Source organism: Methylobacterium nodulans ORS 2060 (genome assembly GCF_000022085.1).
Lineage (GTDB): Bacteria > Pseudomonadota > Alphaproteobacteria > Rhizobiales > Beijerinckiaceae > Methylobacterium > Methylobacterium nodulans.
Genome location: NC_011894.1, coordinates 5,703,789 through 5,729,116, shown reverse-complemented (window position 1 = coordinate 5,729,116; position 25,328 = coordinate 5,703,789). Strand labels below are relative to the sequence as shown.

Below are 25,328 nucleotides of genomic sequence, written 5' to 3'. Positions count from 1 at the left end.
TCCGTGCATCGCGCACGGAACTCCGACCGACATCGCCCGCTCAGGCGGTGTCGCGTCGAACACGATTCGATTGTGCAGGCGCGGACCTCCAAGGGAGGGCGGAGGCGGCCATGATCGTACTTACAAGTACAATCTCACTGAATTGGTACGCAGACGTACATTCTTCCGAGGTCTGATTTTGATTTTTGATATCTAACTAAGGTTAAGCTGAAATGCCGAAATTTGGCGACAGTGTGGCGTGGCGGCGAATACATTCGATTGACCTGAGTCCCAAAATGGGGCAGTCGCGCGCGGGAGGCGGGCCGGCGACCGGCCGGTCCCGCGCGCCGCGATTGTCCCTGCATGCACTGCCGCAAGAGGAGAGGGCGGGCGGCGATTCGGTCGTAGCCCGCATGCGAAATGGCGCGGTCCCTCACGGTCATGTCACGACTTCCCTGTGTGCGATGCAGGAGAGGACGGACCGTCATGAAGACTGTTCTCGTTACGGGGGCCGGCGGGTTCATTGGCCACCATCTTGTTAATTATCTGGTCGGCCGCGGCTATTGGGTCCGGGCGGTCGATCTCAAGTATCCGCAATTCCAGGAGTCGCGGGCGCACGAGTTCATCCGCTGCGATCTTCGCCTTCACGATGCCTGCCAGAGCGTCACCCAGGGGATGGAGGAGGTGTACCATCTCGCCGCCGATATGGGCGGCATCGGCTTCATCAGCGGGTCCCACGCCGAGATCACCCTCAACAACACACTGATCAGCGCGCACATGGCCAAGGCGGCCCGCGACAGCAAAGTCGGACGCTTCCTGTTCTCGTCCTCGGCCTGCATCTACCCGACCAACCTGCAGACCTCTCCGGACGTCACGCCGCTGCGCGAGGACATGGCATGGCCGGCCCTGCCCGAAGAGGGCTATGGGCTGGAAAAGATCTACATGGAGAAACTGTGCCAATACATGACGGAGGACTGGAATATCCCGACGCGGGTGGTCCGGTTCCACAACGTCTACGGGCCGCTCGGCACCTATGAGGGCGGTCGCGAGAAGGCGCCGGCCGCCATCTGCCGCAAGGTCGCGCTCTGCCCCGACGGCGGTGAGATCGAGGTCTGGGGCGACGGGCTGCAGACGCGCTCCTTCATGTATATCGACGATTGCGTGGAAGGGCTGTTCCGCCTGATGCAGTCCGACTACGGCGCGCCCCTCAACCTCGGCACCGACGAGATGATCAGCATCAACGATCTCGTCGAGATCGCGGCCGAGATCGCCGGCAAGCAGGTGGCCAAGCGGTACGACCGCTCGAAGCCGCAGGGCGTGCGCGGCCGCAACAGCGACAACGCCCTGATCCGGCAGGTGCTGCATTGGGAGCCCCGGACTTCGATCCGCGAGGGCCTCGTCCCGACCTACCGGTGGATCGAGGCCGAGCTCGCGCGTCCGCGCGAGAGCGCGCGCGAGAGCGGGGTGCTGCACGCGGCCGAGTGAGCCGTGACCCGGCGGCACGTCTCGGCGTGCCGCCCCTCCCGCCCCTCCTGCCCGCCGGACCGTGACGCCACCCATGCCCCGAGACGCGACGCCGCTCGACATCCGCCACCTCGTCTTCGAGGAGGCCGAGGATTCACGGACGAACGGGATTCATCACGCCGCCTGCCGGCTCGCCCGGGAGCAACTGCGGATGGGCCACGCGGTCCGGATCGTCCTGCTGCACGAGACCGGGGAGGGCATCGATCTGCGCCAATGGGCGGCCCCCGTCCAGCCGCTGCGCCTCGTCGGCCACCGCCTGTTCGGCCGCATGGTCCAGGCCGCGCCGAGCGTGATCGACGGGCTGCTCGACCAAGCGGGCCCGGACACGATCGTGCATATCCATGGCGGCCGGCGTCCGGTCCTGCCGATGATCGGGCGCGACCTCATGCGCCGCCGCGTGCGCTACGTCGTCACCATCCACGGGCGCTACGCCCATGTCTTCGACGAGGACCTGCGGCCGGTCCGGCCCTCCGTGTCCCTGTACCTGTCGGTCTTCGAGCGGCGGTTCCTGGAGAACGCGGCCTTCGTGCACGCCCTGACGCCGCAGGAGGCGGCCACGATCCATCGGATCGCGCCGCGGGCGCGCGTCGAGATCGTCGAGAATGCGAGCTATTCGAGCGCCTTCGACGCGCAGCCGGCCTGGCCGGTGCGCGAGCGCCCCTCCGCAGGCTATCCGACCTTCGGCTTCTGCGGCCGCTACGCCCTGCGGCACAAGGGGCTCGACCTCCTCATCGAGGGCTTCGGCCGGCATCGCGCGGCGGGAGGAGCCGGGCGGCTCATGCTTGCCGGGCTGGGGCGGGACGGCACGGAGGACGACGAGCTGCGCGCCCTGGCGGAGCGCCAGGGGGTCGCCGACACGGTCGCGGTGGGTGGTCCTGTCTTCGGAGAGGACAAGATCCAGACCCTGCAGAGCTGGGATTTCTTCGTCCAGTCTTCGCGCTTCGACGGCCAGCCGATCGGCGCCCTCGAGGCGGCGCTGAACGGCCTGCCGCTGATCGTGTCGCGGGCGACCGGTCTCGGCGCGGCGGTCGAGCGCTTCGGCGCCGGCTTCGTGGTCGGGACGCTCTCGGGACAGGGCGTCGCCGAGGCCCTTGCCGCCGCCGCGCGCGTGCCGCCGGAGAGCTGGGCGCGGCTGTCGCTGGCCGCGCACCGGATGGCGCTCGAAATCGGCGACTGGACGCGGTCGGCGCGCCGCCTCCAGGACCTCTACGCCGTCCCGGGCGGCGACCTGCGCCGCGCCGTCTGAGACGATCTCCGAACGGAGCGTCCGCAGACCGGATCAGAGGGTCTCCGCCCCATCCCGGATTCTCCGCCTCTGTCCCGCTCCCTCTTTCCGGGCTCGTTCGGGCCTGCACGACTGCAGCGTTAGCGGAAGCAGATCCGGGACCCAGCACAACGACTCGCCGCGAAGCGGCTCCGGTTGTCTCCAGCGTGGCCGACAAGCGGTCGCTGCGCGATGTCTTGTGCTGGCTCCCGGGTCGCATTCCGCTGACGCTGCAGTCGTCCGGGAAAGAGGAAGCGGGCATCCTCGCGCGGGCTGACGCGGTCTAAAATCGAACCTGAAGTGTGTGGCCGCTTCCACGCACCTCAGGGCCGATCGAGGCGCGGAGGGCGGCCCGCCGGCGCTGCGACCTGCAGCCCCCGGCGTACCGTCCCACCCTATCCGCGCGGCGCCTCGGCGGCATCGCTCGCGATGAGGCGGCCGAGCAGCCCCCATGCCAGCGCAAGGCGGACCACGCCGGCAAGGCAGAGGGCGATGCAGGCACCGACAAGGCCGAGACCCGCCACCAGCGGCACGGCCGCGAGCAGCGTCGCCGCCATTCCGACGGCGTTGACGACCAGCGCCAGCCGGGCCGCCTCCACCCCGTGGAAGTACGAGCAGATCATGTCGGTGGCGTAGGCCGTGATGGCCCACAGGGCGAGGAGCCGCACCGGGTTCGCAAGCACGCGGTAGGGCGATTCGCTCCCGTAGACGAGCGCCAGCAGCAGCTCGGGGGCCAAGGCCAGGGCGAGGAAGAACAGCACGGCGACCGGCGCCCCGGCCAGGGCGAAGGGGCGTGCCGCGCGCCAGGCCCGGGCCTTGCCGCCCGCATGGGCCTGCGCCGCCGTCTGCGGGATGATGTTGCACAGCCCGATCACCAGGGGGTTCATCAGGTTCACGAGGTTCAGGCCGGCCTGCAGGAAGGCGGCGGTCCCGGCTCCGGCCAGGGCGGCAAGCCCCCAGAGCAGGAACTGGGAGCGCAGGATCGCCAGGAGGTTGTTGGCCAGGGACCAGCTGCCGAGATCCCAGAAGTCCCGAGCCGTCGCCCCGAGGGCTCGCTTCGCCCCGGCCGGCGCGAGAACGCCGGAGAGGGCCGCCTGATGAATCGCCGCGAGGCCCGAGGTCGCCGCCATCGCCACGAGCGCGCTCGCCAGCGAGAGCCGGTCGGCCCGGGCGAGCGCCAGGACCACCGCGACCTGCCCCAGATAGCTGACGACGTCGCCCGGCACCGCCGCGGCGAACCGGAACTGCGCGAAGAGGAGCCGCCGGAAGGCCTCCTGCACCTGCCAGAGCACGAAATAGGCGCAGGCCGGGAGAATGAGGTCGGCATGGCCGGCGAGAAGAAGGCCGAGGCCGACGGCCGAGATGGCCGGAACCAGCAGGGCGGCCAGCAGGACGAGGCTCGTCCGCGCAAATGCGGCGCTCTCGGCCTCCGCCGCCGCGGCGAGGCGGATGGAGAGCGGATAGAACACGAGCGACGAGGTCACCATGTGGAGGGTCATCAGCCCCCCCAGAAGGAGCGCGAAGGCTCCGTACTCGCCCGGCGCGAGGACCCGGGCGAGGGTGACGGTGAGCGCGAAGGTGCCGATGCTCGCGATCCCCTGATCGACGAGCGGCCAGCCGAGCCGCCCCGCCTGGGCGAGGGCGGAAGCGGCCTTGCGCCGGAGCCCGCCGGGGAGAGGGGCGGGTTCCGGTGAGAGGGGACCGAGGAGGTTGGTCCCGGAGGCCGGTTCAGCGGGCATCGGCGATTCCGGGCGCGACCGGGGCCGGCGGCGGCTCGGACGGCCCGGCGGCGCGCTGGGCCGCGCGCCGCAGATCCGCGAAGGCCCATTCGAGATAGGGCCGCGTCGCCTGCATGCCGGCCGCGAAGCCGTGGCGCGGCGCGTAGCCGAGCAGGCGCTGCGCCTTGCCGATCTCGGCCGCGCCCTTCGTGAGATACAGGGCCGTCTTCTGGGGGTCCGGGACGAAGACCTGGCCGAAAACCCGCCCGCCGCTGCCGAAATAGTAGCGGTCGACGAGAGCCCGCAGGGGTTTGGGGCTGGCGTCGAGGCCCGCCTGCAGCACCTGCCGCGCCGGAGGCCAGCGCACGATGATCTGCATGATGCGCTTCGGGTTGCGCGCCACGAGCTTGATGTCGCGCATCAGGCCGTGATTGGCGCGGCCGACCCGGTCGAGCGGCCAGAAGGCCGGCGGGCGCACCCCGAGGGCCCGGGCGAACTCGCCGTAGAAGGTCGCCCAGGTCACATGGTCCGGTCCCGACAGGATGAAGCGCTCGCCGATCGCCTCCTGGCGCGTGGCGGCGAGCAGCATCCCGTCGACGAGGTCGTCGATGAAGACCGCGCTGCACACGCCCTCGCCCCGCTCAGGCAACACGACCTCGCCGGTGATCAGCATCTCGGCCGGGGCGTTCGTCCAGGGCTTGCAGAACGGGCCGTACACGATGGTGGGCTGCACCACGGTGGCGGGGAGCCCGCGCTCGCGGGCGGCCGACAGCACCTCGGCCTCCATGGCGAGCTTGTCGCGCACATAGATCCAGGACGGATCGCCGTCCCGGGTCTCCTCGGTGAGCGGGCCGTCGGGGAAGGGCTCGTAGACCGAGAAGGTGCTCACGTGCACGAGCCGCCGCACGCCGTGCTCGGCGCAGGCTCTGATGATGTTGCGCGCGCCTTCGAGGTTCTGCTTGCGCGAGCGCGGGTCGTAGGCGCAGTGGAAGACAATCTCGGCCCCCTTCAGCCCGGCGCTCACCTGGCCCGCGTCGGCGAGATCCGTGCGCATGAGGCGCACCGGCAGCCGCGCGAGGCGGGTGGAAGACCCGATCTCGCGGATGAGGCAGGTCACGTCGGCGCCCGCCCGCACCAGCCGCTCGACGAGCCGGCCGCCGATGAAGCCGCTCGCCCCCGTCACCGCCACCCGCGTGCCTGCCCCGATCGTCCCGGCGGGCGCGCCGGGCACCGCGTCCCAGGGGCGGTCCAGGGGCTGGCGCATCCCGTAGCAGGTCTCGATCCAGCGCACGGAGCGCAGGCCGGCGATCGCCGGCAGCGACGGCCGCTCCGGTCCGCGCACGCTGTGCAGGAAATCGCGCATTTCGGCGTCGAACAGCGCGGGGAAGAGCTGCGGCTTCATCGTGGCCGGCGACACACCCTCGTGGACGAAGGCGAGGGCGGCCTCGGAGCCGGCCAGCACCTCGTTGCGGTAGAGCGCCACCTCGACGAAGCCCTCCGTGCCCTCGATCCGGGCCGTGTTGCTGAGGTCGCGGGTGCGGCTCAGCTCCAGCCGGCCCCGGCCGCCGCCGGCGAGCGCGAAGTCGAGGATGCAATCGGCCTCGACGCCGCCCTCCCCGTCATCCGCATAGGCGATGGGCGTGATGTCGCCGAGCCAGTAGCCCAGGAGGTCGAGGGTATGGGCGCCGGTATCCATCAGCACGCCGCCGCCCGAGAGGTCGCGGCGCAGGAGCGCGTCGGAACTCGTCGCCCAGTTGAACACGAAGCCCTCGCGGGCCTCGACCCGGCGGATGGTGCCGAGTACCCCCGAGGCGATCAGCGCCCGCGTCCAGCGGGCGACCGTCAGGTAGCGCCGCAGGAGCCCGACCGTGAGGACGCGCTTCTGCTCCTCGGCGGCGGCGATCATCGCCGTCGCCTGCGCGCTCGTGGTGGCGAGGGGCTTCTCCATGAACACGTGCTTGCCCGCTTCCAGCAGCGCGAGGCCGAGCGGCCCGTGCGTGGTGTGCGGCGTCGCCACGACCGCGGCGTCGAAGTGGTCGGCGACCTCCCTCCAGTCCGGCGCCGTGATGACGGCGGAGCGCCGCCGCCCGGTCCGGCCCGCGAGCAGGGAGAGGCGCGCGGGGGAGCGGTCGACCAGCACCTCCGGCGTCCAGCCCTGGCGCCGCAGCGCGGGGAGCAGGTGATGCTCGACCACGGCGCCGCAGCCGATGATGGCGAGGCGGGGCGTGTCGGGTCTGGAACGCAGCGGCATGGGAGGGCGACCTTTCGGTGGGGAGGGATGAGACGGGGGCCCCGGCGCGTCAGCGCGCCGGGGCGGCCGCGATGCCCGGGAGCGCCTCGCTGCGCGGGAGCGGCGCGCCGGCCGGTTCGAGCCGGTACTTCGTCGTCAGATGCGTCGAGAGATCGGGCCGTTGCCAGAGATCGGCCAGCGCCGCGTCGATCGAGCGGGCCGGTTCCCATCCGAACAGGGTCCGGATGCGCCCGATATCGGCGGCGAGGACCGGCCGGTCCACGGCGCGGATCCGGGCCGGGTCCGATGCCACGGCGAAGTCGAGACCCGAGATCTGGCGCAGCTTGCGCACGATCTCGTCGACCGAGTAGGCGCACGAGGTCCCGAGATTGACGGTGACGCAGGCGCCCCGGGCGACCTCGCCCGCCAGCGCCGCCGCCATGAAACCGCGCGCCGCATCCTCGACATGGACGTAGTCCCGCTTGGGCGTCAGGTTGCCGAGCGCGATGCGGCTGTACCCGGCCTTCAGCTGGGCGACGATCTCGGGCATCAGGTGCGGGTTGGTCTCGCCCGGCCCGATCACGTTGAAGAGGCGCACCACGACGGCCGGGAAGCCGCGCAGGCCCGCCATGTAGCGGACGTAATGCTCGCCATGCAGCTTGGTGAAGCCGTAGATGTCGCTCGGCTCGACGGCCGAGCCGTCCTCGGTATGCGGGCGCGTGTCCGCCTTGTAGACGGCGCCGCTGCTCGCGAACACGAAGCGGCAGCCCGGCGGGCAGGCGCTCAGGAGGTTCACGGTCCCGGCGACGTTGACGCGCACCGCGAGACCCGGATCCTGCTCGCATTCCGGGATGTAGTGGATCGCCGCGAGGTGGATGATCGCCTCGGGCCGGAAGGCCGCGACGGCGGCGGCGACCTCGTCCGGATCGGTGATGTCGCCGAGAACCACCTTCAGGCGGGAGAGCTCCTCGCCGGTGAAGCGCAGGCCGCCGTAGCGGAGCGTGTCGAGCACGCAGACCTCGTGCTCCGCGCTGAGCAGGCGCGACAGCGGGCGGCCGACGAACCCGTTCCCGCCGATCACCATGATCCTCATCTGAAGCCTCTCCTTCTGCGACCGTGTGCGGGGCACTCAGGACCGTGCCGGCGCCTCAGGCGGCGCCGGCATCCGGCGCACGGGCCTGCGTCATGACGAATCCGGTGGAGCGGGCCTCGGCCGGGCCGCCGATGGCGGGCCATTCCTCGGACCCCTCGATGGCGGGCGGCGGGGCGCCCGCGCCGCGCCCCCGCAGGCGGGACGCGTCCCGCACGGAGGCCGCGCAGGTCTCGAAGAAGGGCCGGTAGGCGGCGTAGTGGGCGCATTGGTCGGCGAAGCGCTCGTACCGGTGCTGGTCGAGATCGACCTGGGTCAGAACGAGGCCGCGGATGCGGATCGAGAGATCCTGGAGCCGCTGCAGCGTCGCCATCACCGTCCGGCGCGGCGTCCGGCCCCAGCGCACGGCCAGCACCACCGCGTCGGACAGGCGGGCGAGGGGCGCGACATCGACGACGAGCATCGCCGGGGGCGCCTCGATCAGCACCACGTCGAAGCTGTCGCGGGCGAGCGCCAGGAAGGCCTCGAACGACTCGCTCAGGAGGCGGTCGCCGCCATCCGGCCCGGTCGCGGTCCGCAGGAGCACGACCGGGCGGTCGCACAGGCCGTCGAGGAAGTCCTGGTGGTCGCCCGCCAGGACGGTCTCCAGGCTCGGCGCGTCCGGGGCGCCCAGCCGCGGTCCCGCCGTGTCGATCACCAGCGTGCGGGTGCCGCGCCCGGCAAGGAGCTTGGCGAGCGCCATGCAGAGGAGCGACTTGCCTTCCTGCGGCACGCAGGAGGTGACGAGCAGCACCTGGGGCGCGATCGGCCCGTGCGGCCAGCCGAGGGCGGCGGCGACCAGACGGACGGCCTCGTCGAACATCCGCACCGCGGCGGCGTCCGAGGCGGTCGTGATCGCCGGGATCATGCTGAGGCAGCGCGCACCGGTTTCCTCGGCCATCTCGCCGCCGGAGCGGTAGCCGGTGTCCCGCCGCTCGATGAGCAAGGAGAGGCCGGCGCCGGCCACGGCGGAGCCGATCAGGGTGAGGCCGAGGATCAGGGGGCGGTTCGGCCCCGAGGGCGTCGGCACCGGCCGGGCCCGCATGACGACCTGTGCCGTCGAGGAGGTCATGCCGGCGAGCGCGAGCGCCTGGGCGTGGCTGTCGTTGAGCAGCTTGAGCCGGTCGCGAATCGCCGCCGCATTGGCCTGGAGGCTGCGCAGCTTCGCCTCGCGGCCCATGGCGTTGATCACCGCGCTCTTGAGGGTGTCGACGCGCGCCGCCAGGGACGCCTCGTCGGCCGCGGCGCTCCGCACCTCGCTCTGCAGGTTGCCGATCGTCCGGTCGATCTCCTGGTGCAGGCGCTGCTCGGTATCGGCCAGGGCGGCCTGGGCCTGGAGGAAGCGCGGGTGGCGCGGCCCGGTTGTGCTCAGGCCGGCGAGCTCGCGCTTGGCCGTCTCGACGCTCTCCAGCATGCGCTGGATGACGGGGGCGCCGGTGAGGTCCTGGGCGGAGGGCACGCCGCCGCTCGCGAAGATCTCCTTCGCCCGCGTCAGGCGGGCCTCGGCCGCGAGGCGGGTCTGCCCGGCCGCCACGAGCTGCACCTGGACGTCGCGCAGCTCCTGCTGGGGCAGGTTCCCGCCCGAGCCGCTCTCGACGAAATGCGCCTCCCGGCGATAGGTCTCGATGGCGGCCTCGGCCTGCTGCAGCTCCTCGCCGGTCGCGTGGATCCGGCTCTCCAGCCACGCGCTCGCGCGCTCGGCCTCGGACACGGCCATCTCCAGGCGGTTGCGCTGGTAGGCCTCGACGAACGCATTGGCGAACTGCGCGGCGCGGTCCGGATTCTGTGCCGTGTAGGCGACCGTGATGAGATAGGCCCGCGTATCGTTGCTCACCGTGAGGCCGCGGGAGAGCTGGCCGGCGATCCGCTCGGCCTCGATCGCGGCCGCATCCGCGAGTGGCGCGGTGCCATGCCCCTCGAACAGCCCGCCGAGAAGCCGCGACAGCAGGCCGGGGCTGCGCGCATAGGCCGGATCGTCCTGCAGGTGGAGGTCGTCCACGACGCGGCGGGCGACCGACCGCGACTTGATCACCCGCGCTTCGCTCTCGACGATGGCGGATGCATCGAGCGCCGCTGCCGCCTGCGCGGCCTGTCCGGCCTGTCCGGCTTGTCCGGCCTGCAAGGCGGCAGGACGGGCGAGATCGACCTGGATCATGGCCTCGGCGGTGTAGCGATCCCGCAGCACGAAGCAGGCGGCGACGGCGACGGACATGGCGGCGATGATCAGGCCGCCGATCATCTGGCGATGACGCCAGAGTGCCGTCAGGGCACCGAGGCTCTGCGCCTCGTAATGCTGCCGCAGGTTGAGGCCCGAGCTCGCCTTCGGCTGCTGCTCCGGAACACAGTTCATTCCGTCCTCGCGCTCGTACCCGACCGAGGCGGCCTTCGCTCGGCGAGCTGGCCGCGTCGGGATCGGACGTGTGGATGGACGGCCCTGAAGAGTCGTCCGGCAATCGGATTGGACCGCGGCCGAGCAGTCCTTGGAACGGGCGAACATGGATTACCCCGATTGGGCTGTCCGTCGCCGTACCGACCGGCTGCCCGGCGCAGGGCGCCGCCGCAGGGCGCCGCCGGAGCGGGGCGCCGGGGGAGCCGGACGCCTGCGCGACGGGCCGGGCGCCGGAATTTGGCACCCAGGCGCCAACCTGAGGTGGTATCGACGACGGCGACGCCGGATCCGGCCTCACGGCCTCCGGATGCCGGCCCGTCGCGGCAATGCGGTCCCGTGCGAGACACCGAGAGCGGCCGCTGGGATCACCCGTTGATGACGATCGCGGTGTCGGACGTCCTCACCCGTGCGGGGCGTGGCAGACGATCGGCGCTCCCGCGTGAGACATCTCAGGTCACCACCGGCCAAGCCGACCGTGAGGGGTGAAACTGCGGCTGGAAACCGCAGCGGGATGAGCGCCCCTCCTGCGGCAACCAACTCCGCTCCTCATGCTGAGAGCGTGTGAATTTTTTGGATTTTCGACCTTCTAGCGTCCGCTAAGTGATTGATTTTATTAGGATCAGAAAAGTCCAAAACCGAAAGATTCACAGCCTCTGAGGTGCTGCGGCGCAGCCGCAGCACCTCAGCATGAGGAGCGGAGCGGCTTCCAGGCGGTCAATTTTATGGAGGGTTCAGCAACACCAGGACCGGGCCAGCCCGCCAGCAGCACGGCGCGTTCGCTTGATTGCGGCACGCTGTGGGATCCTCACGCGGGATCTGCGATCCCGGGCGATCCACCACGGCTGCTGCTCAAGTAGTTCTCTCATGTCTGTCCGGAAAAACCGCGACCGGTTCTCCGGCCGAACAGACGGCACATCAAGATTCGAGCTGCCGGATGCTTCTACGAGCATCCGGTTGGCATCAGGGCGTGAAGTCCGAGCGGATGACGTTCGCCGGATGAACGTCCGCGGCGGCGACCGCGCTCACCGAGGCGAGCCCGGCCTGCGGCAGAAGGCCGATGGCCGGCTCGGCGCCATTCAGGCAGGGCTCCTCCGCCGCGAGCGGCGACTCGGAACCGAGACGATGCTTCATCCCCCAGATGGCGGCCTGCGTGCGGTTCTGGACGCGCATCTTGCGGAGAATCGCCTTGACGTGCCCCTTGACCCGCCCGACCGGGATGGAGAGCTGCCGGGCGATGTCACGGTTCGACTCGCCGCGCACGAGGCAGGCGATGATCATCACCTCGCGCGGCGAGGGGCGGAAGGACTGCATCGTGAGGACCGGGTCGGACCCCGCCTGAGCCTGTTCCTCCGTCTCTTGCGTCGGCATGTCCGTCGGCGGCGTGGGCAGGCAGGGCACGACCCGATGCCCCATGAGCGCGAGTTCCACCGCCTGGATGAGGGTGTTCACTCCGGTCGTCTGCGTGAGGATTGCCGCGGCGCCGTTCTCCAGCATCGGGACGATCTGATCCTCGTTGGACGTCGAGCACAGGCAGATCAGGACGCTGTGCGGATAGCGCTCGCGGACCGCACGTACCTCGTCGAGCGAGAGCTCAACCTTCGGTTCGGCGCACAGGATCACGATTGCGGGAGGATTGGGTGTCCCGCCGGTCCGCGCGGCATCGGCGATCCGGTGCTCGACGGTGGTCACCTCGAAGCCCTTCGGGATGAGGAGCCGTCTCAACCCCTCCCGCAACAGCTCGGTCCCCCCGATGATCACCGTCTCCAAGCCGTCATGGCTTGCATGTCCGCGCGGGTTGAGGCTGCCCTGTTGCCCATTCATCATGACTGAACTCGATGCTAAGGAGCGCCGTGAGGCGGGAAGAGGGTACGCACGCGTACGGATATGCTCTATTTTGTACACGTTCTGACAGTTCACGCATTGATCAATATCAACATGCGGGCTCTTTCGGTGTGTTTATACAGCCATAGGTTGCTGTATCGATTGTATGAGTTGGATATCACGACTTGTCGCTGATTTGAACGTAATCGCCTGCGCAAGTCGGCCTACGCCCCAGGAGGAGCTTGCCGGAGGTGTGAGCATTTGCCCGTGTTGGTTCTTGTTCGACCGCTGAGCTTCAGGATCTGCGTAATACTGAGTATTGGCTGAATATTATGACAAATTAAGGAAAAGCCATTAATTTATCGCGGTTTTGGTGAGATTGCATCGGTCCGTGTCGACCTGAAGACGATTTTCGGAGTCGTCATCGCATGACAGCGCGCGGCTTCGGCCGGATTGCAACAGGCGGCAAGTGTCCTATCGATTTCGCAAGTCGTCGTGTTTCGGCCTTGGCGCATATGGGCCGAATGACGGGATTTCGGTTGCTGCGATGGCGTGTCATATCAACCGGATATGACCATGACCATTGGTTACGGTCTCGAATCGTCGCCAAATCTATTCGCCAAATCTCTTCGCCACGCCTCCGGCTTGGCATTGATCATGCGCGACGGGTCGACGGCCCGATGCCTCGGCCTTTTGGGCCCTTCAGCCTCTTGGTCCCTTGGGGTCGTGGCTGGCGGCATGTGCCGGCCGAGCGGCGATAACGCCATGCGACGCGCCGGCCGACCAAGCCGGGATTGCCGGGACGGGGCGCGCCGCGCGGGCCGATACCGGGCCTTTCCCCGTCCGGCGCGATCAGCCGCCCGGGGACGTCCAGCAGGGGAGGGCGGCCGAAGACGGGCTTGTCAGGTAGTGGGGGGAGAATGCGGCGAAGGCCTTGAGGCGCGGGACGTCCGGGATGTCGACGCGCCGGCTCCTCCATTCGAGCAGCTTCTTGCGGGAGAGGAGCTTCAGCACGCGGTTCGCGTGGACTGGCGAGATCCCGATCATGTCGGCCAGGTCGGCCTGCGTGATGTCGAGATCGAAGCCGTTCGCGTCGGCCAAGCCGATGGCCTGAAGGCGCACCAGCAGCTCACAGAAGATGTGAGCCATCTGTTTGTCGGAACCTCGGCCGGTGTTGCACAGCCACTCCTGCATCATGTTCATCTTCAGGAGGGTGTGGCAGCGGAGCGCATCGAGGATCTTCGGGTTGCCGCCGGCGGGCTGCACCGTCGACCAGGGTGAGACCCGGAGAATCGAGGACGCCGTCAGCGTGCCGATCGCGTATCCCAGCGGGCGGGCATCCGGCAGATGTCCGCAGCAGAATTCACCCGGCAGGATCAGGGAGAGGATCCGGCGCGACCCGTTCGGCAGGAGCCTGTAGAGGCAGGCCATCCCTTCGAGCAGAACGACGATGCTCTCCGCCCCACAAATCTCGGAGATCTCGGTCCGCGCAGGCACCGACAACGGACGCTGCGACGCCTGAGGGACAGTGTGCGACCATCCATCGTGAGCCGAGCCTCGCTGTTCCGGCCGTCTGGACAGACAGTGATACATCTCTTTACTCCGCGGCTTGGCGTCACCTGAGCAAATCGACCGGTGCGGCGAGGCAGCAGATGCCGGTCGAGCGCGGCGCGACTGCGCTCGACGTCGCTCCGCGCGTGACGCGTGAAGGCGGCCTGGCGGCGCCGCGGGGGACCGGGCGCCGGGGCGTGCGATGGGAAAGGGACCGTCTGGCGGCCGGATCGGGAGGGCTCAGCCGCGCCGCCTTGGAATCCTGGCTGATGATTGCAGGGACGCTGGAGCGATCCAGGTCCGGCACCGTTCCGGTCCATGATCCGGACAGCGAGACAGTCGAGAGAAGCGCGGGGCGAGGCAAGCCGCGAGCAGAGAACCAGTACCGAGCTGTCATCCGCGTACCGATCGAGTCATCGTGTCCTCCACGAGGTTGGATCGAGTGCCGCGGCATCTTCCTGTTCGGAGGCATCCAGGCACATTCAAAGCCGCCTTTTACCGCTACCACAAAAAATGTTAAATTTGCGATCACGTAACGGTTACAGATCGACCGCCGGAGCACTGTCGGGCTGCCGTGTACGTGATCGGACCGGATTGGTCGCAAGGGTGAAGTCCGCTTGCACATTGCAGCATTGATCAGATGAGTGGGACGCAATTCCAAATCCTGCCAATCTGCGGGCGGTGAGCCGATGGGCGCGAGGGGCTCGGCTCAATCGAAGAATCCGCCGGGCTTCTGGCCGCTTCTGTCGGGGGTTGGCCTGCTCGCTCCGGATGTCCGCGCTGCCGCTCTGGCGGCACGACCCCGCGCCGCGGCGGGGCGAGCCGGCCCCGCGGTACGGGTCGCGCCGGCGCCGGATCCCGGCGCGGTCGAAGTCCCGTCCGGGCGCGGCGGCGGGTTCGGCACCGGGCCGGCCGCGCCCTCGGCGACCGGCGTGTGGGGATCCGAGGGCCAGAATGCGGTGAAGGGAGTGCCCGAGATGGGCTGCGCAGCGTGGAAGCTCACGAAGCGGGGCGTAGGCGCGACCGTGGTCCGCAGGTCGTCTGCCGTGGCGACGTCCGCCGAGGGCGGGACGGCGGACGCACCCGCGGACGCGGGCTCTGTCGGCAGAGCGGCCGGCCGCGGCTGCGCGCTCTCCTGCGCGCGCTGCGCCTCGGCCAGCGCCGCCTCGGCCGCCGCACGGCCGCTGCGCGCCTCCGCGACCGCAGCTTCCGCCGCGGAGAGCGCCGTGGTGGCCTCGGCGAGCGACCGGCGCAGACCGGACACCTCGGCCTCGGAGGCGGCGAGAGCCGCCGCGGAAGTGTCGAGGGCCTGTGCGCGATCCGCTGCCTGCGCCTGCGCCCGCGTCAGCTGTTTCCGCAGGCCGCGCAGGGCTTCTTCGTCGGCGGCTGCCGCGGCGGCCCGCCGTCCGGCCTCCTGTGCCCGGGTCTCCGCCTGGGCGGCCTGCGCCCGGGCAGCCGCCTCCGCCTCCCGGGTGGACCTGACCTCCTGGGAGAGGGCCGCGACCTGCGCTTCGGCCTGCGTCAGGCGGTGCGCGGACTCGTCCCGCCTTCCCGCATCCGCGGAGTGGGGGCGTAGCGCGGCCGGCCCGAGCGCGGCCCCGATCGCAGTCCCGAAGAGCAGGGCCGCCACCATGCGCGCGAGCCGCGGGACGGGGGGCCTGGGGCGAACGGGCGCCGGCGGCGCCTCGAAGAGATCCGGATATTCCCGCCGGAACGCCTCAGCCCAGTTCGCGGCTTGGCCTGCGGCGTCCGGTGCCGGACTCGGCTTGCTGCGGCTGTCAGCCGGAGGCGAGCGCCGATCGGAGGGATCGCCGGCGGAGGCGCCGGGCATGCGGAGCGCGGGCGTGAGCGGTCGTAAGAGCATGGCCTGCCGTGACCTCCTGCCGTGTCTCTAGGCGTGATCTCCTGGCGTGATCTCCTGGCGTGATCTCTTGGCGCCGGTCCTCATCCGCCGCGTCCCTGCGACCCGCTCCGGGGCCCCGGCGGAGCCGCCTCACGCCGCCATGGCCGCGCCGGTCCGGTCCGGAGGTCGGCCGGGGTCATGCCAGCACTCCCGCCCAGGCGAGGACGAAGGCCCCGAGCAGCGCGGCTCCGAGCAGGATGCTCGGCACGTCGTTCAGCGCGAAGGCGACGGGATCGTCGTCGAGCTCCCGCCGCGCGGCAGCGAGCCAGATGCGTGAGAACCAGAGGAACAGGATGACCGGAAACGCCCAGAGCCAGGCCACGTTGCCGTAGAGATCGTGCCGGAAGGCATCGAAGATGATGTAGAGGACGATCGTGACGGTGCTCGCGATCCCGGTGCCCGTGCCGAGCGCGAGCAGGAGCGGCCCGTCGCTGGCCATGTAGCCCCGGCTCGAGACCTTGCCTTCGCCGCGGTCCCGCCAGCGCTCCACCTCGATGTAGCGTTTGGCAAAGCAGAGCGAGCCAAACAGGAACATCGAGAAGACGAGGAGCCAGGGCGAGGGAGGGACGGCGGCCGCGACCGTGCCGAGGACGAGCCGGAGCGTGAACAGGCTGGCCAGCACCAGCACGTCGAGGATCGGCACGCGCTTGAGCGACAGGGAATACGCGACCGTCAGCAGGGTATAGCCGAGCAGGGCCGCCACCACGGCGGGCCCCACGAGAGCGCCGAGGGCGAAGCCCAGGCTCAGCCCGAAGGGCACGAAACCCGCCGCCGCCGCGACCGGAAGGCGTCCGCACGCGATGGGACGCCGGCATTTCGACCAGTGGCGGCGGTCGTCGGCGACGTCCCAGAGGTCGTTCAGGACGTAGGTCGAGGATGCGATGACGCAGAGGGCCGCACAGGCGAGCAGGACCTGCAGCATGCGCGCGGGGTCTGTCGCCACGCCGCCCAGCACGGCCGGTGCCACCACGAGCAGGTTCTTCGCCCATTGGTGAGGCCGGGCGCATTCCAGCAGCGCCGGCAGCATCGCGGGCGTGGGAAAGCTGATGACCGCCTTGCCGAAGCGGTGGGAGGCATTCCCGGTGAAGCGGGCGCCGCCGACCGCGATGACTTCGTCGGCGAGGGACCAGATGGGGTAGTCCGCGCGGCTGTCGCCCGCATAGGCGAAGCCTTGCGGGAAGGCGCGCGCCAGCGCCTCGGCCTTGCGCCGGCCCTTCAGGTTGATCACGCCGTCGCTGGCCAGAACGCCGTCGAACGGGCCGTAGCACTCCGCCACCGCCCGCGCGATCGCGCCATCGGCGGCGGTCGCCAGGTAGGTCTTGCGGCCGCGGGCGCGCTCGGCCGCGAGATAGTCGTAGAACGCTTCGTTCAGCGGCAGCAGCTTCGGATCGAGCAGGACCCGCCGGGCGAGTTCCTGTTTCAGCCGCGCACGGCCTCGTATCAGCCAGTAGACGATCGCGATCACTCCCAGAGGATTGAGCCGGAGGAACGCGAGAGCGCATTCAAACAGGAGGTTCGTGCGCAGAAGAGTGCCGTCGAGATCGACCACCAGCGGTGCTGTCGAGCTGGAACGAGGCCGATTGTCTGCAGGCTCATCCGCCAGCACCTGGGTCCCGGCCATTCCCGCCTCCGCTGCCGCTCGTCCTGACATCGGCAGGACTGTGCCAGAGGCGGGCGCGGCCGGAATGAGTTCTTTCGGGGTACGCGCGTGGGCCTTGCGGCCTGCTGACTCTCATCCGGAAGGGAGCGCGGCGCGGGGCCGGGGTGAGGGCGGCTGCCCGCGTGCAGGCCGCTCGGCCTCGCGACCATCGCAGCCCGGGCGAGGTCTCGGGGAGCCGACGGCGCCTGAGCCGGGTGGCGGGACTCCGCCCCGCCACCCGGCCTGGATGTCTTTGCTTCCGCCTCAGTCTTGTCGCCGAACCGGGCTCCGCTTCGGCGGGGAGCGCTCTCGTCCGAGGGCGCGGATCCCGGTCCGTCGGACAATGCTCTAGCTCCGCCGGTCCCTCATCGGCGAGGCGATCCCGAAGGGATCGCCCGGTCGGGGCGCATGGCGGGGGCCGCGATAGACCATCACCGCGCCGACCCCCAGGCCGAAGATGCACCAGTGCCAGATCCCCACCATCGGCCCTTCGATCGCCACATCGAAGCTGGCATCGATGACGATGGCGAGGCCGTAGCAGGTGATCCAGAGCAGCAGGTTCGCCCATTGGATCTCGCCGCGGCGGCGGGCGGTCGCGAAGGCGCTGAGCAGCATCAGGAACCACGCGCTCTCGGCGGCAAACCAGAGCGCGATGCCCGGGACCCCGGCGCGGGCCAGGATCGTGTAATGCACGTTGTGCGGGGAGCGCAGGGGCGGGCCCTTGAGCTCCGGGCCGAGCGTGAACCCGTCATCGATCGACAGGTTCACGCCGAACCCCTTGCCGGTCCAGAAATAGGGACCGTGAAGCGTGTAGGTCTCGATGGTCTGCCACCAGCGCAGCCGCCACTGCTTGGTCCCGTCGAGATTCGAGGCGTTGCTCCGCCCGATGAGGCTCTCGAAGTTGCGGACGATCTGCTGCGGGCCGATGCTGCGGCCGTCCTCGAGCTTGATCTCGAGGCCGGCCGCATAGGCCGAGAGGAAGATGAGAAACCCGGCAAGGAGCGGCAGGGCGACCAGCCGCAGGCGGCCGCTGAGGACGATCGCCAGGGCGGTCGGCACCAGTACGGTCAGCATCGCGCCGCGGCTCGGGGTGATGAAGGCGATGCTGAGCAGCAGGAAGGCGCACCAGAGATAGCCGACGCGCCGGAAGCCGAGCATCACGAAGATGAGCGATCCCGCGAGGTGGATCGCGGCCTCGCCGAGGCGGACGTAGATGAAGGGAACGTCGAGCCCGGGCCAGGTCGGGAAGTTGGGAAAGACCACGCTGACGTTGAGGATGGCGGGCGCCACGATCCCGTAGAGCGCCGCGAAGGGAGCATAGGCGGCGAGGATCCAGCCGATGCGCTCCGGCTTCTCGATCAGCAGGCTCGCCACCACCAGGGCAAACACGCCGTAGATGACGACGACGCTGTCCCGCAGGGCGTCGAAGCCGTAGACCGGCAGGAACACCACGGTGCGGCAGACCACCCAGGCGATCAGGACCGCCAGGATCAGCATGGGCAAGGCGCTGCCGAGCGCCAGCCAGCAGCGGGTGCGGATGAACACGACCACGCCGAGGATCAGCAGGATCTCGCCGATCAGGAGGGGCGGAAGGCCCACATAGGCGAAGCCCTTGCCGGCGAGCGCGTAGCCGGCGAGGCAGATGCACAGGAACCGGACATAGCCGTCATGCGAGACGAGGCGGAACGGCGCGGCGCGACCGGCCAGGGCGGCCCCGAGGCCGCTCGCTGCGGCCGATCCGGCGGAACTCGGCAGCGGGCGCATGGCTCAGAGTCCCGACTGAACCGCATCGGGGGCGCCGGTCCCGCGACGCGGGCCGGTGCTCGCCGATCGGAAGGTGACGCTGCGATGCCCGAGGAAGTTCAGCACCGCGCCCGCTGCGATCGCCGCCGCGTGGGCGAAGGCCAGGGCCGCCTCCCCGTCCCACCAGGGTGCGAGCGCGATGCGGACGAGTTCGGCCGCTCCCGTGACCACGACCGAGGTGGCGAGATTGACGGCGATGAAGTCGCGGATCTCCAGGCGGAGCGGGCGCGCGGAATACGGGAACACGAAGCGCCGGTAGAGGATGAAGCCCGCCACCATGCCGAGCCCTGCCGCCGTCCAGACCGCGAGCCAGAACGGCAGGACCAGGGAGAGCGGGAACCGGGCGAGCCAGTTGAGCGCGGCGGCGGTGCCCCCGGCGAAGAGGAAGCGGATCGCGGGCGGCAGCGCCGCAAGCGGCCGCAGCGGCGGCGCCCGGCGGGCCGGCAGGGGGAGCCTGCTCATGCCCGGGCCGGATCCAGCTCGGCCGCGGCCGGGGCGACGGGGCGGGCGGCCTCGGCCTGGAGCCGGTGCAGGAGGACCAGCACCGCCAGCACCGCCGCGAGCCGCCAGGATTGCAGCGGGGCCGCCAGCGTGCCGGCAAGGTGCTCCGAGATGTTCCAGTAATTGCCGATCGCCACCAGGCACAGGCCCCACAGGACGAGCCGGCCGCGGCGGCGCGGCGCGTCGGGATCACCCGCGAGAGCGAAGAACAGGATGACCAGCACCGGGAAGGCGATGCCGTAATGGTGCCCCCAGGCGATCGGCGAGGCGAGGGTGAAGGCCATGGCCGCGGTCGAGAGGTCGAGGAGGGCCGCCCGGCGCGCCCCGGGGCGCGGGAACAGCGCATAGGCCACGATGAGCACGGACGACCACAGGGTCGCGCTGCGCACCAGCGGCGTCGGCGGCGGAAACGCCGAGTAGTCGAACTTCAGGACCTCATCGGGGAACATCAGCCCGTTCATCAGCCCGTTGACGGAGGTGTTGTCCCAAAAGATCTCCCCGCGCTGCGAGATGTAGGTCAGGACCGACAGGTAATCGAGGTGATTGCCCAACCCGAAGAGGGCGACCGAGGCGGCGAGGCCGAGGCCGAGGCTGGCGGCCTGGCCCGCCGCGAAGGCCGTCTCCCGCCGGATCAGCGCCCAGACGAGAAACAGGGAGAATTGCGGCTTCACCAGGCAGACGAGGCCGATGCAGAGCCCGGCCAGGAGCCGGCGTTCCCACAGCCAGAGCAGGCAGGCGAGCGCGAAGAGCGCGTTGAGGAGCGCCTGGACCTGGCCGAGGCGCCAGGCGATCATCAGCGGATAGAAGAACAGCGCCGCGCCCGCGAAGAGGGCCGCAAGCAGGCTGGCCGGCCCGGCGCCGCCCGCCCGCAGCGGGCTCTGCGCGATCAACTGGCGGCAGATCAGGAAGATCAGGACCGGCATCGCCAGGATGCTCACCCAGACCAGGCGGTTGAGTTCGGGCACGCCCGGCGTGATGCCGAGCGCCTCGAGGGCGGCGTAGATCAGGAGCGAGCTCGGCGGGTACTGGAACTTGACGTGCTCGACGAAGAACAGGTCGTAGAGGGGCGCCGGATGCGCCGCGGTGATGCGGGCATAGGCGCGGCCCATCGGCATCCACGAATCGTCGAGCGCGCCCGCGAGCGTGAACCAGCTGTAGGCGCTGCCCACATAGCCGCCGAGCCGGAGCGCGATGCCGCAGGCGATCATGGCGGCGATGGCGGAAGCGGCCCAGAGCAGGGGCGGCCGGAGGAGCGGCGCGGCGGGCGGATGCGCGCGGGGCCGCTCGGCCGCGGCGGCGCGCGCTGTGGCGCGGGAGGCTCCCTCGGACATGATGTCTCCCGATTGCATCGCGGCAGGCCGGCCCTCGGCCTGGTGCCGCCGGCTCATCCCGGACGATAGAAACGGCGGCCGCGGCGGCCTACGGCCCCTTTCGGGCTAGTGCTTGGGAGCGGCGCCCGATCGATTGAAGCCTCGCTCTGATCGCAGCATATCCTGTGAGACGTCTGGCGGCCGATCTCGCGAAATACATCGGTTCATCTGCCGCGCGACGGTGCGTTCGCGCTGGAGATCGACCGTATGTCCGAGCGTCGGGGGGAGATCCAATGGCTCAGGGCGGTGGCGGCGCTCGAGGTGGTGGCGGTCCATTCCGACCTCGCGACGAAGCACATCGCGCGCGCCTCCATCCTCCAGGGATGGTACCCGACCGTCGGCGGGATCGGCGTCGAGGTGTTCTTCGTCGTCTCGGGCTTCATCATGTGCATGGTGGCCTCGCGGGCGCCGAGCGCCGGGAGCTTCATGCTCGGACGGATCCGCCGGATCATCCCGCTCTGCGTGCTCTTCACCTCGCTCGCGGCCCTCATTCACTATACGTCCGCGCAATACCTGATCTCGCCGACCGACATCACGCTCGGCACCCTGATCCGGTCCTACCTTGCCCTGCCGCAATGGCAGTTCCCGATCCTCGGCCCCACCTGGACCCTCGAACACGAGATGATCTTCTACGAGATCGTCGCGGCGACGCTGCTCCTCGGCGCCCTGACGCGGGCCAGGAAGCTCGCACTCGCCGCCCTCGTGGTGGCGCTCGGCGGCCTCGGCTGCTGGCTCGGCCCGCGGCCGGAGGTCTCCGTCTGGACCTTCCATGTGGCGAGCCCCTACATGCTGGCCTTCGGCTTCGGCTGGCTCCTGCGCTGCTGCGAGGAGGGCTCAGGGGGCGGGCGCGTCGCGATCGCCGCCGCCTGTCTGGCGGCGACGTCCGTGGCGGTCGTGGTCGGGAATGCCTGGAGCGACCATCTCGTCCTGCGGATCGGGATCGCCACCCTCCTCTGCGCGATCGTTCTGCTCGGCCGCCGCGTCCTGTCGGCGGATTGCGCGCTCAACCGGCTGGCCTGGCGTCTCGGCGACGCCTCGTTCAGCCTGTACCTGACGCACTGGTTCATCCTGTCGGCGAGCGGCAAGCTCGCGGGCGTCGCAGCCATCCCGGAGGATCTCTCGCTCCTCGTGCGGCTGGGGGCCATCCTCATCGCCGTCGCGGTCGGCGTGATCGCGTACCGGGTGATCGAGGTGCCGATCGAGCAGTTCCTGCGCGGGGGGCTCCCGGGCCGCAAGCCGCTCCCGCAGATGGCCCGCCCCTGACGGGCCGCCGGCGGCGACGGCGCGATGCCGGCCACGGGGCCCGGGAATCTCTCAGGCGCTTCCATGGGCGCCTGACGGATTCTCACATTGATCGATCGCATGTCCGGACTGCGAAAAGGTGTCCGCTTCGACGGAGAATGTGCTCGGAGGCGCCCTGGCCATGACGCAGCCGCATCCTTGGGCGATGCTCCTCGGCCCCCTCTTCGCCCTGGCATTCGCCCCGGCGCTCGGGGCGGGCCCCGACGAGGCCGGGCGGCCCGAATGCCCGGCGGGTGCGATCCGCATCGCGCCGGGATCGTCGATCCAGGAGGCGGTCGACCGGGCCGGGGAGGGCGCCAGCTTCTGCATCGGGGCGGGCCTCCACCGGATGCAGATCGTGACGCCGCGCAACGGGCAATCCTTCTTCGGGGAGAAGGGCGCGGTCCTCGACGGATCGCGCCGCCTCATGGGTTTTGCCCGCAGCGGTCGCTTCTGGGTCGTGAGCGGCCAGCCCTTCCCCCTCGAGACGCGGGGATCCTGCCTCGCCGGTCGCCCCTGCACCCGGCGGGCCGGGCTGTTCCTGGACGGGGTGCCGTTGCGGCAGGTGGCGACGCCGGAGGAGATGACCCCCGATACCTTCCTGTTCGACGTCGCTGCCGGAACCATCTCCCTGGCCCGGGACCCCGCGGGCCACGTGGTCGAGACGGCGCGCGCCGCCTTCGCCTTCTCGGGCCGGGCCGCCGACGTGCGGATCAGCGGCCTCCTGATCGAGAAGTACAACAGCCTCGCGCAATACGGCGCCGTCCAGGCCGCGGCGGGGCGCAATTGGCAGATTTCGTATTCCGAGCTGCGCTTCAACAGCGGCGCCGGAGTCGCGCTCGGCTCCGGCGGCAGCCTGTCGGACAGCGACATCCATCACAACGGCCAGCTCGGCGTCGGCGGCACCGGGAAGGGGTTCTCCATCCTGCGCAACCGGATCTGGGCCAACAACACCCACGGCTATGATCCGGAATGGGAGGCCGGCGGCGTCAAGATCGCGCTCGCCCGCTCCGTCGTGCTGCGCGGGAACCATGTCTTCGAGAACGGAGGACCGGGCCTCTGGTGCGACATCGATTGCGAGCATGTCCTGTTCGAGGACAATCTCGTCGAGCGCAATGCCGGGCCCGGCATCTTCTTCGAGATCTCGCGCGAGGCGACGATCCGGAACAACCACCTGCGCCGCAACGGGGCCGGCCGGCACGCCTGGGTCTGGGGAGCGGAGATCCAGGTGGCGGCCTCGGCGGATGTCGAGGTCACGGGGAACGACCTCACGGTCGCGCCCGGCGGGCACGGCATCATCCTCGTCGACCAGGGCCGCCCGCATGCCCGCGGCGGCGGCTTCTACGAGACGCGCGGCAACAACGTGCACGACAACACCACGACCTTCGACGAGATCGGCCGCTCCGGCGGCACCTCGGACGTGCCGAACGGCCACCCGCAGGCCGGCATCATCGAGGCCGGCGGCAACCGATTCGACCGCAACACCTATCTCTACCGGCCGGGCTTCGAGCCCCTGTTCCTGTGGGGGCCGGAGATGTCCTTCGCCGGCTTCCGGAAGGCGGGCCAGGAGGGGAGCGGCCAGCTGCGGCAGATCGGGGCCGCGGGCTCGGGGAAGTAGCGCCTGCCTGCGATCCGGGGTGGTCGTCCGCCCGCCTGCACCCCTGCCCGCGGGCAGGGGTGCAGGCGGCGGGGGATCAGACGGAGCCGCTGCGCGGCAAGTCTCGTGCTGGATCCCGGGTCGCATTCCGCTGGCGCTGCATGCGCCCGGGAAAGAGAGAGCGGACGACGGGAGGTCGGGCGAGCCGAGCGTCGATCGTCTCCGGATGCGTCGTCAGACGGAGGTCGTCGCGTGGGCTGCTGCGGTCTCGATCGACCGCGCACCATCTTGGGGCGCGCTGGTCCGCATGTCTCACCCTGAAGTTTCATCCGTCAGGACCGGCGCTGCCGGTGCGATTTTCGATCGCCGCCTCAGCATGAGGAACAGGGCGGCTTCCACGCAGGTCGGTTTCTCCTTTTAGGCCGTTCCGAGGCGGCGGAGCCGCTCCAGCCACAGCTTCATGCGCGGCCGGACATGCCTCACATAGGCGAGGGGGCCCTGCCCCCAGAGGCGCAGGGGAATCACGTAGTCGCTCACCGGCATCGCGTCGTTCGCCCATTCGCGCTTGTGCGGGTAGGCGGGTGCGAGGAAGTCGAGCACCTCGATGCCGATCTCCGCGGCCTGCTCGACCATGGACCAGAACAGGAGACGGCCCGGGCCGTGCTCGGCGAAGCGGTCGTCGTAGCTCTGCACGAGCGACGCATAGTAGCCCTGCCGCAGGATGCCGGCCTCCACGGCGGCCGTGTGCCCGCCGACGCTGAGGCGGGCCACGAGAAAGTCCGGGCAGGCCGCGATCGCTTCCAGGAAGAAGCGGTTTGCCGGATGGGCATAGCCGGCGCTGATCCGCCTCGTGCGGTTGAGCCACGCATGTTTGAGGCGCAGCGCCTCGCGCATGGCCTCCACGCGTCCCGCCGCGTCGCCGACGAGCTCGAAGGCCACGGGACCGTGTTCGGCAAGGTCGCGCTGATGGCGCCGGAGCGTGTTGCGGGTCCGGGCGGACCGGCGCCGGACCGGGCCATTGCGTGCATCCGGCCGGAAATCGCTGAAGGGCGCTTCCTCGCTCCGCGTGACGCAGCCGCCGCAACACTCCGCCAGCAGGGGCGCCATGGCCGCATCGGCGCGCACGCCCCTGAACATGATGGCGTCGACGCCCCGGAACGACGTCAGGGTTTCCCAGGCGGCCGTGATCCACGGCTCGCGATGGATTCCCCGCTCCACCAGCGCGTCGCTGTATTGCGTCGCCGGCTCGCCGAGCATGTGCAGGATCCGAAAGGGACCGAGATGCCGCAGGACGAGCGGCAGCAGCACGACGAGGCGGTCGCCGCTCCAGAGGCTGACGATATACGGCGTCTCGCGGCAGCCGGCGCGCCGGCTGGCCTCGACCCAGGCGCGGCACCAGGAATAGCTCTGGAAGACCGATCCGTCTGCCCGCGCTTCGAGGTCGCTCCAGGGTCTCTCCAGATGCGCGAGATCATGGTCGATCGTGGCGCTCCAGGATCGAGGAGCAGCCACTTCCGGCACGGACGCGAAGTCGGACACTGAGAGGGCATCGTGCATCGCGAAGCGACCCAAATCGGTTCAGCTTCAATATGCCCTTGTTTTTTTTCTATGTGGAACAACCGCAGGGTG

The 25,328-nt window shown here is 70.1% G+C and carries 16 protein-coding genes; 4 read left to right on the top strand and 12 right to left on the bottom strand.

Annotation, left to right across the window (positions count from 1 at the left end; all coding sequences use genetic code 11):
• Positions 1 to 465 precede the first annotated feature (465 nt).
• Positions 466 to 1,464 carry an NAD-dependent epimerase/dehydratase family protein gene (locus tag MNOD_RS26525; RefSeq protein ID WP_015932050.1) on the top strand — a complete coding sequence of 333 codons (999 nt, stop codon included), beginning with the start codon at positions 466 to 468 and terminating at the stop codon, positions 1,462 to 1,464.
• A gap of 73 nt (positions 1,465 to 1,537) precedes the next feature.
• Complete coding sequence (locus MNOD_RS26520) at positions 1,538 to 2,749, top strand: glycosyltransferase (RefSeq protein WP_015932049.1); 1,212 nt, start codon at positions 1,538 to 1,540, stop codon at positions 2,747 to 2,749.
• 413 nt (positions 2,750 to 3,162) lie between these two features.
• Here the strand turns inward: MNOD_RS26520 and MNOD_RS26515 are convergent, their stop codons facing one another.
• The 11 genes from MNOD_RS26515 to MNOD_RS41745 form a co-directional block, all read right to left on the bottom strand.
• Entirely contained in the window at positions 3,163 to 4,506 is a 1,344-nt protein-coding gene (locus MNOD_RS26515; RefSeq protein WP_015932048.1) for an MATE family efflux transporter, read from the bottom strand.
• Positions 4,496 to 6,736: an NAD-dependent epimerase/dehydratase family protein gene (locus MNOD_RS26510; RefSeq protein ID WP_015932047.1), complete on the bottom strand. Its 2,241-nt coding sequence runs from the start codon at positions 6,734 to 6,736 to the stop codon at positions 4,496 to 4,498. The genes MNOD_RS26515 and MNOD_RS26510 overlap by 11 nt, the downstream gene beginning before the upstream one ends.
• Positions 6,737 to 6,785: 49 nt before the next feature.
• Positions 6,786 to 7,808, bottom strand: coding sequence for an NAD-dependent epimerase/dehydratase family protein (locus MNOD_RS26505; RefSeq protein ID WP_015932046.1), 1,023 nt, complete (start codon positions 7,806 to 7,808; stop codon positions 6,786 to 6,788).
• A 55-nt stretch (positions 7,809 to 7,863) separates the two neighbouring features.
• Entirely contained in the window at positions 7,864 to 10,194 is a 2,331-nt protein-coding gene (locus MNOD_RS26500) for a GumC family protein (RefSeq protein ID WP_015932045.1), read from the bottom strand.
• 999 nt (positions 10,195 to 11,193) lie between these two features.
• A complete protein-coding gene (locus tag MNOD_RS49365) occupies positions 11,194 to 12,057 on the bottom strand; it encodes a response regulator transcription factor (RefSeq protein ID WP_015932044.1) in 864 nt (287 codons plus the stop codon).
• 849 nt (positions 12,058 to 12,906) lie between these two features.
• Positions 12,907 to 13,551 carry a Crp/Fnr family transcriptional regulator gene (locus MNOD_RS26490; RefSeq protein WP_244424817.1) on the bottom strand — a complete coding sequence of 215 codons (645 nt, stop codon included), beginning with the start codon at positions 13,549 to 13,551 and terminating at the stop codon, positions 12,907 to 12,909.
• 763 nt (positions 13,552 to 14,314) lie between these two features.
• Positions 14,315 to 15,469: a hypothetical protein gene (locus tag MNOD_RS26485; RefSeq protein WP_015932041.1), complete on the bottom strand. Its 1,155-nt coding sequence runs from the start codon at positions 15,467 to 15,469 to the stop codon at positions 14,315 to 14,317.
• Between the two features lie 175 nt (positions 15,470 to 15,644).
• A complete protein-coding gene (locus MNOD_RS26480) occupies positions 15,645 to 17,129 on the bottom strand; it encodes a UbiA family prenyltransferase (RefSeq protein WP_015932040.1) in 1,485 nt (494 codons plus the stop codon).
• Positions 17,130 to 17,495: 366 nt separating this feature from the next.
• A complete protein-coding gene (locus tag MNOD_RS26475; protein ID WP_015932039.1) occupies positions 17,496 to 18,911 on the bottom strand; it encodes an O-antigen ligase family protein in 1,416 nt (471 codons plus the stop codon).
• 3 nt (positions 18,912 to 18,914) lie between these two features.
• Complete coding sequence (locus MNOD_RS26470; RefSeq protein ID WP_015932038.1) at positions 18,915 to 19,412, bottom strand: GtrA family protein; 498 nt, start codon at positions 19,410 to 19,412, stop codon at positions 18,915 to 18,917.
• Positions 19,409 to 20,782, bottom strand: coding sequence for a glycosyltransferase family 87 protein (locus MNOD_RS41745; RefSeq protein ID WP_015927698.1), 1,374 nt, complete (start codon positions 20,780 to 20,782; stop codon positions 19,409 to 19,411). Before MNOD_RS41745 ends, MNOD_RS26470 begins: the two co-directional genes overlap by 4 nt.
• Positions 20,783 to 21,028: 246 nt before the next feature.
• Between MNOD_RS41745 and MNOD_RS26460 the strand changes: the two genes are divergently transcribed.
• Positions 21,029 to 22,084, top strand: a complete 1,056-nt coding sequence (locus tag MNOD_RS26460) for an acyltransferase family protein (protein WP_015932037.1) — start codon at positions 21,029 to 21,031, stop codon at positions 22,082 to 22,084.
• Between the two features lie 160 nt (positions 22,085 to 22,244).
• A complete protein-coding gene (locus MNOD_RS26455) occupies positions 22,245 to 23,720 on the top strand; it encodes a right-handed parallel beta-helix repeat-containing protein (protein WP_015932036.1) in 1,476 nt (491 codons plus the stop codon).
• Positions 23,721 to 24,116: 396 nt separating this feature from the next.
• Here the strand turns inward: MNOD_RS26455 and MNOD_RS26450 are convergent, their stop codons facing one another.
• On the bottom strand, positions 24,117 to 25,238 hold the full coding sequence (locus MNOD_RS26450) for a GNAT family N-acetyltransferase (protein WP_244424566.1): 1,122 nt from the start codon (positions 25,236 to 25,238) through the stop codon (positions 24,117 to 24,119).
• Positions 25,239 to 25,328 lie beyond the last annotated feature (90 nt).

Coding starts and splice junctions, on each gene's coding strand:
- MNOD_RS26525 (WP_015932050.1), top strand. CDS start 466: ATGAAGACTGTTCTCGTTACGGGGGCCGGCGGGTTCATTGGCCACCAT.
- MNOD_RS26520 (WP_015932049.1), top strand. CDS start 1,538: ATGCCCCGAGACGCGACGCCGCTCGACATCCGCCACCTCGTCTTCGAG.
- MNOD_RS26515 (WP_015932048.1), bottom strand. CDS start 4,506: ATGCCCGCTGAACCGGCCTCCGGGACCAACCTCCTCGGTCCCCTCTCA.
- MNOD_RS26510 (WP_015932047.1), bottom strand. CDS start 6,736: ATGCCGCTGCGTTCCAGACCCGACACGCCCCGCCTCGCCATCATCGGC.
- MNOD_RS26505 (WP_015932046.1), bottom strand. CDS start 7,808: ATGAGGATCATGGTGATCGGCGGGAACGGGTTCGTCGGCCGCCCGCTG.
- MNOD_RS26500 (WP_015932045.1), bottom strand. CDS start 10,194: ATGAACTGTGTTCCGGAGCAGCAGCCGAAGGCGAGCTCGGGCCTCAAC.
- MNOD_RS49365 (WP_015932044.1), bottom strand. CDS start 12,057: ATGATGAATGGGCAACAGGGCAGCCTCAACCCGCGCGGACATGCAAGC.
- MNOD_RS26485 (WP_015932041.1), bottom strand. CDS start 15,469: ATGCTCTTACGACCGCTCACGCCCGCGCTCCGCATGCCCGGCGCCTCC.
- MNOD_RS26480 (WP_015932040.1), bottom strand. CDS start 17,129: ATGGCCGGGACCCAGGTGCTGGCGGATGAGCCTGCAGACAATCGGCCT.
- MNOD_RS26475 (WP_015932039.1), bottom strand. CDS start 18,911: ATGCGCCCGCTGCCGAGTTCCGCCGGATCGGCCGCAGCGAGCGGCCTC.
- MNOD_RS26470 (WP_015932038.1), bottom strand. CDS start 19,412: ATGAGCAGGCTCCCCCTGCCGGCCCGCCGGGCGCCGCCGCTGCGGCCG.
- MNOD_RS41745 (WP_015927698.1), bottom strand. CDS start 20,782: ATGTCCGAGGGAGCCTCCCGCGCCACAGCGCGCGCCGCCGCGGCCGAG.
- MNOD_RS26460 (WP_015932037.1), top strand. CDS start 21,029: ATGTCCGAGCGTCGGGGGGAGATCCAATGGCTCAGGGCGGTGGCGGCG.
- MNOD_RS26455 (WP_015932036.1), top strand. CDS start 22,245: ATGACGCAGCCGCATCCTTGGGCGATGCTCCTCGGCCCCCTCTTCGCC.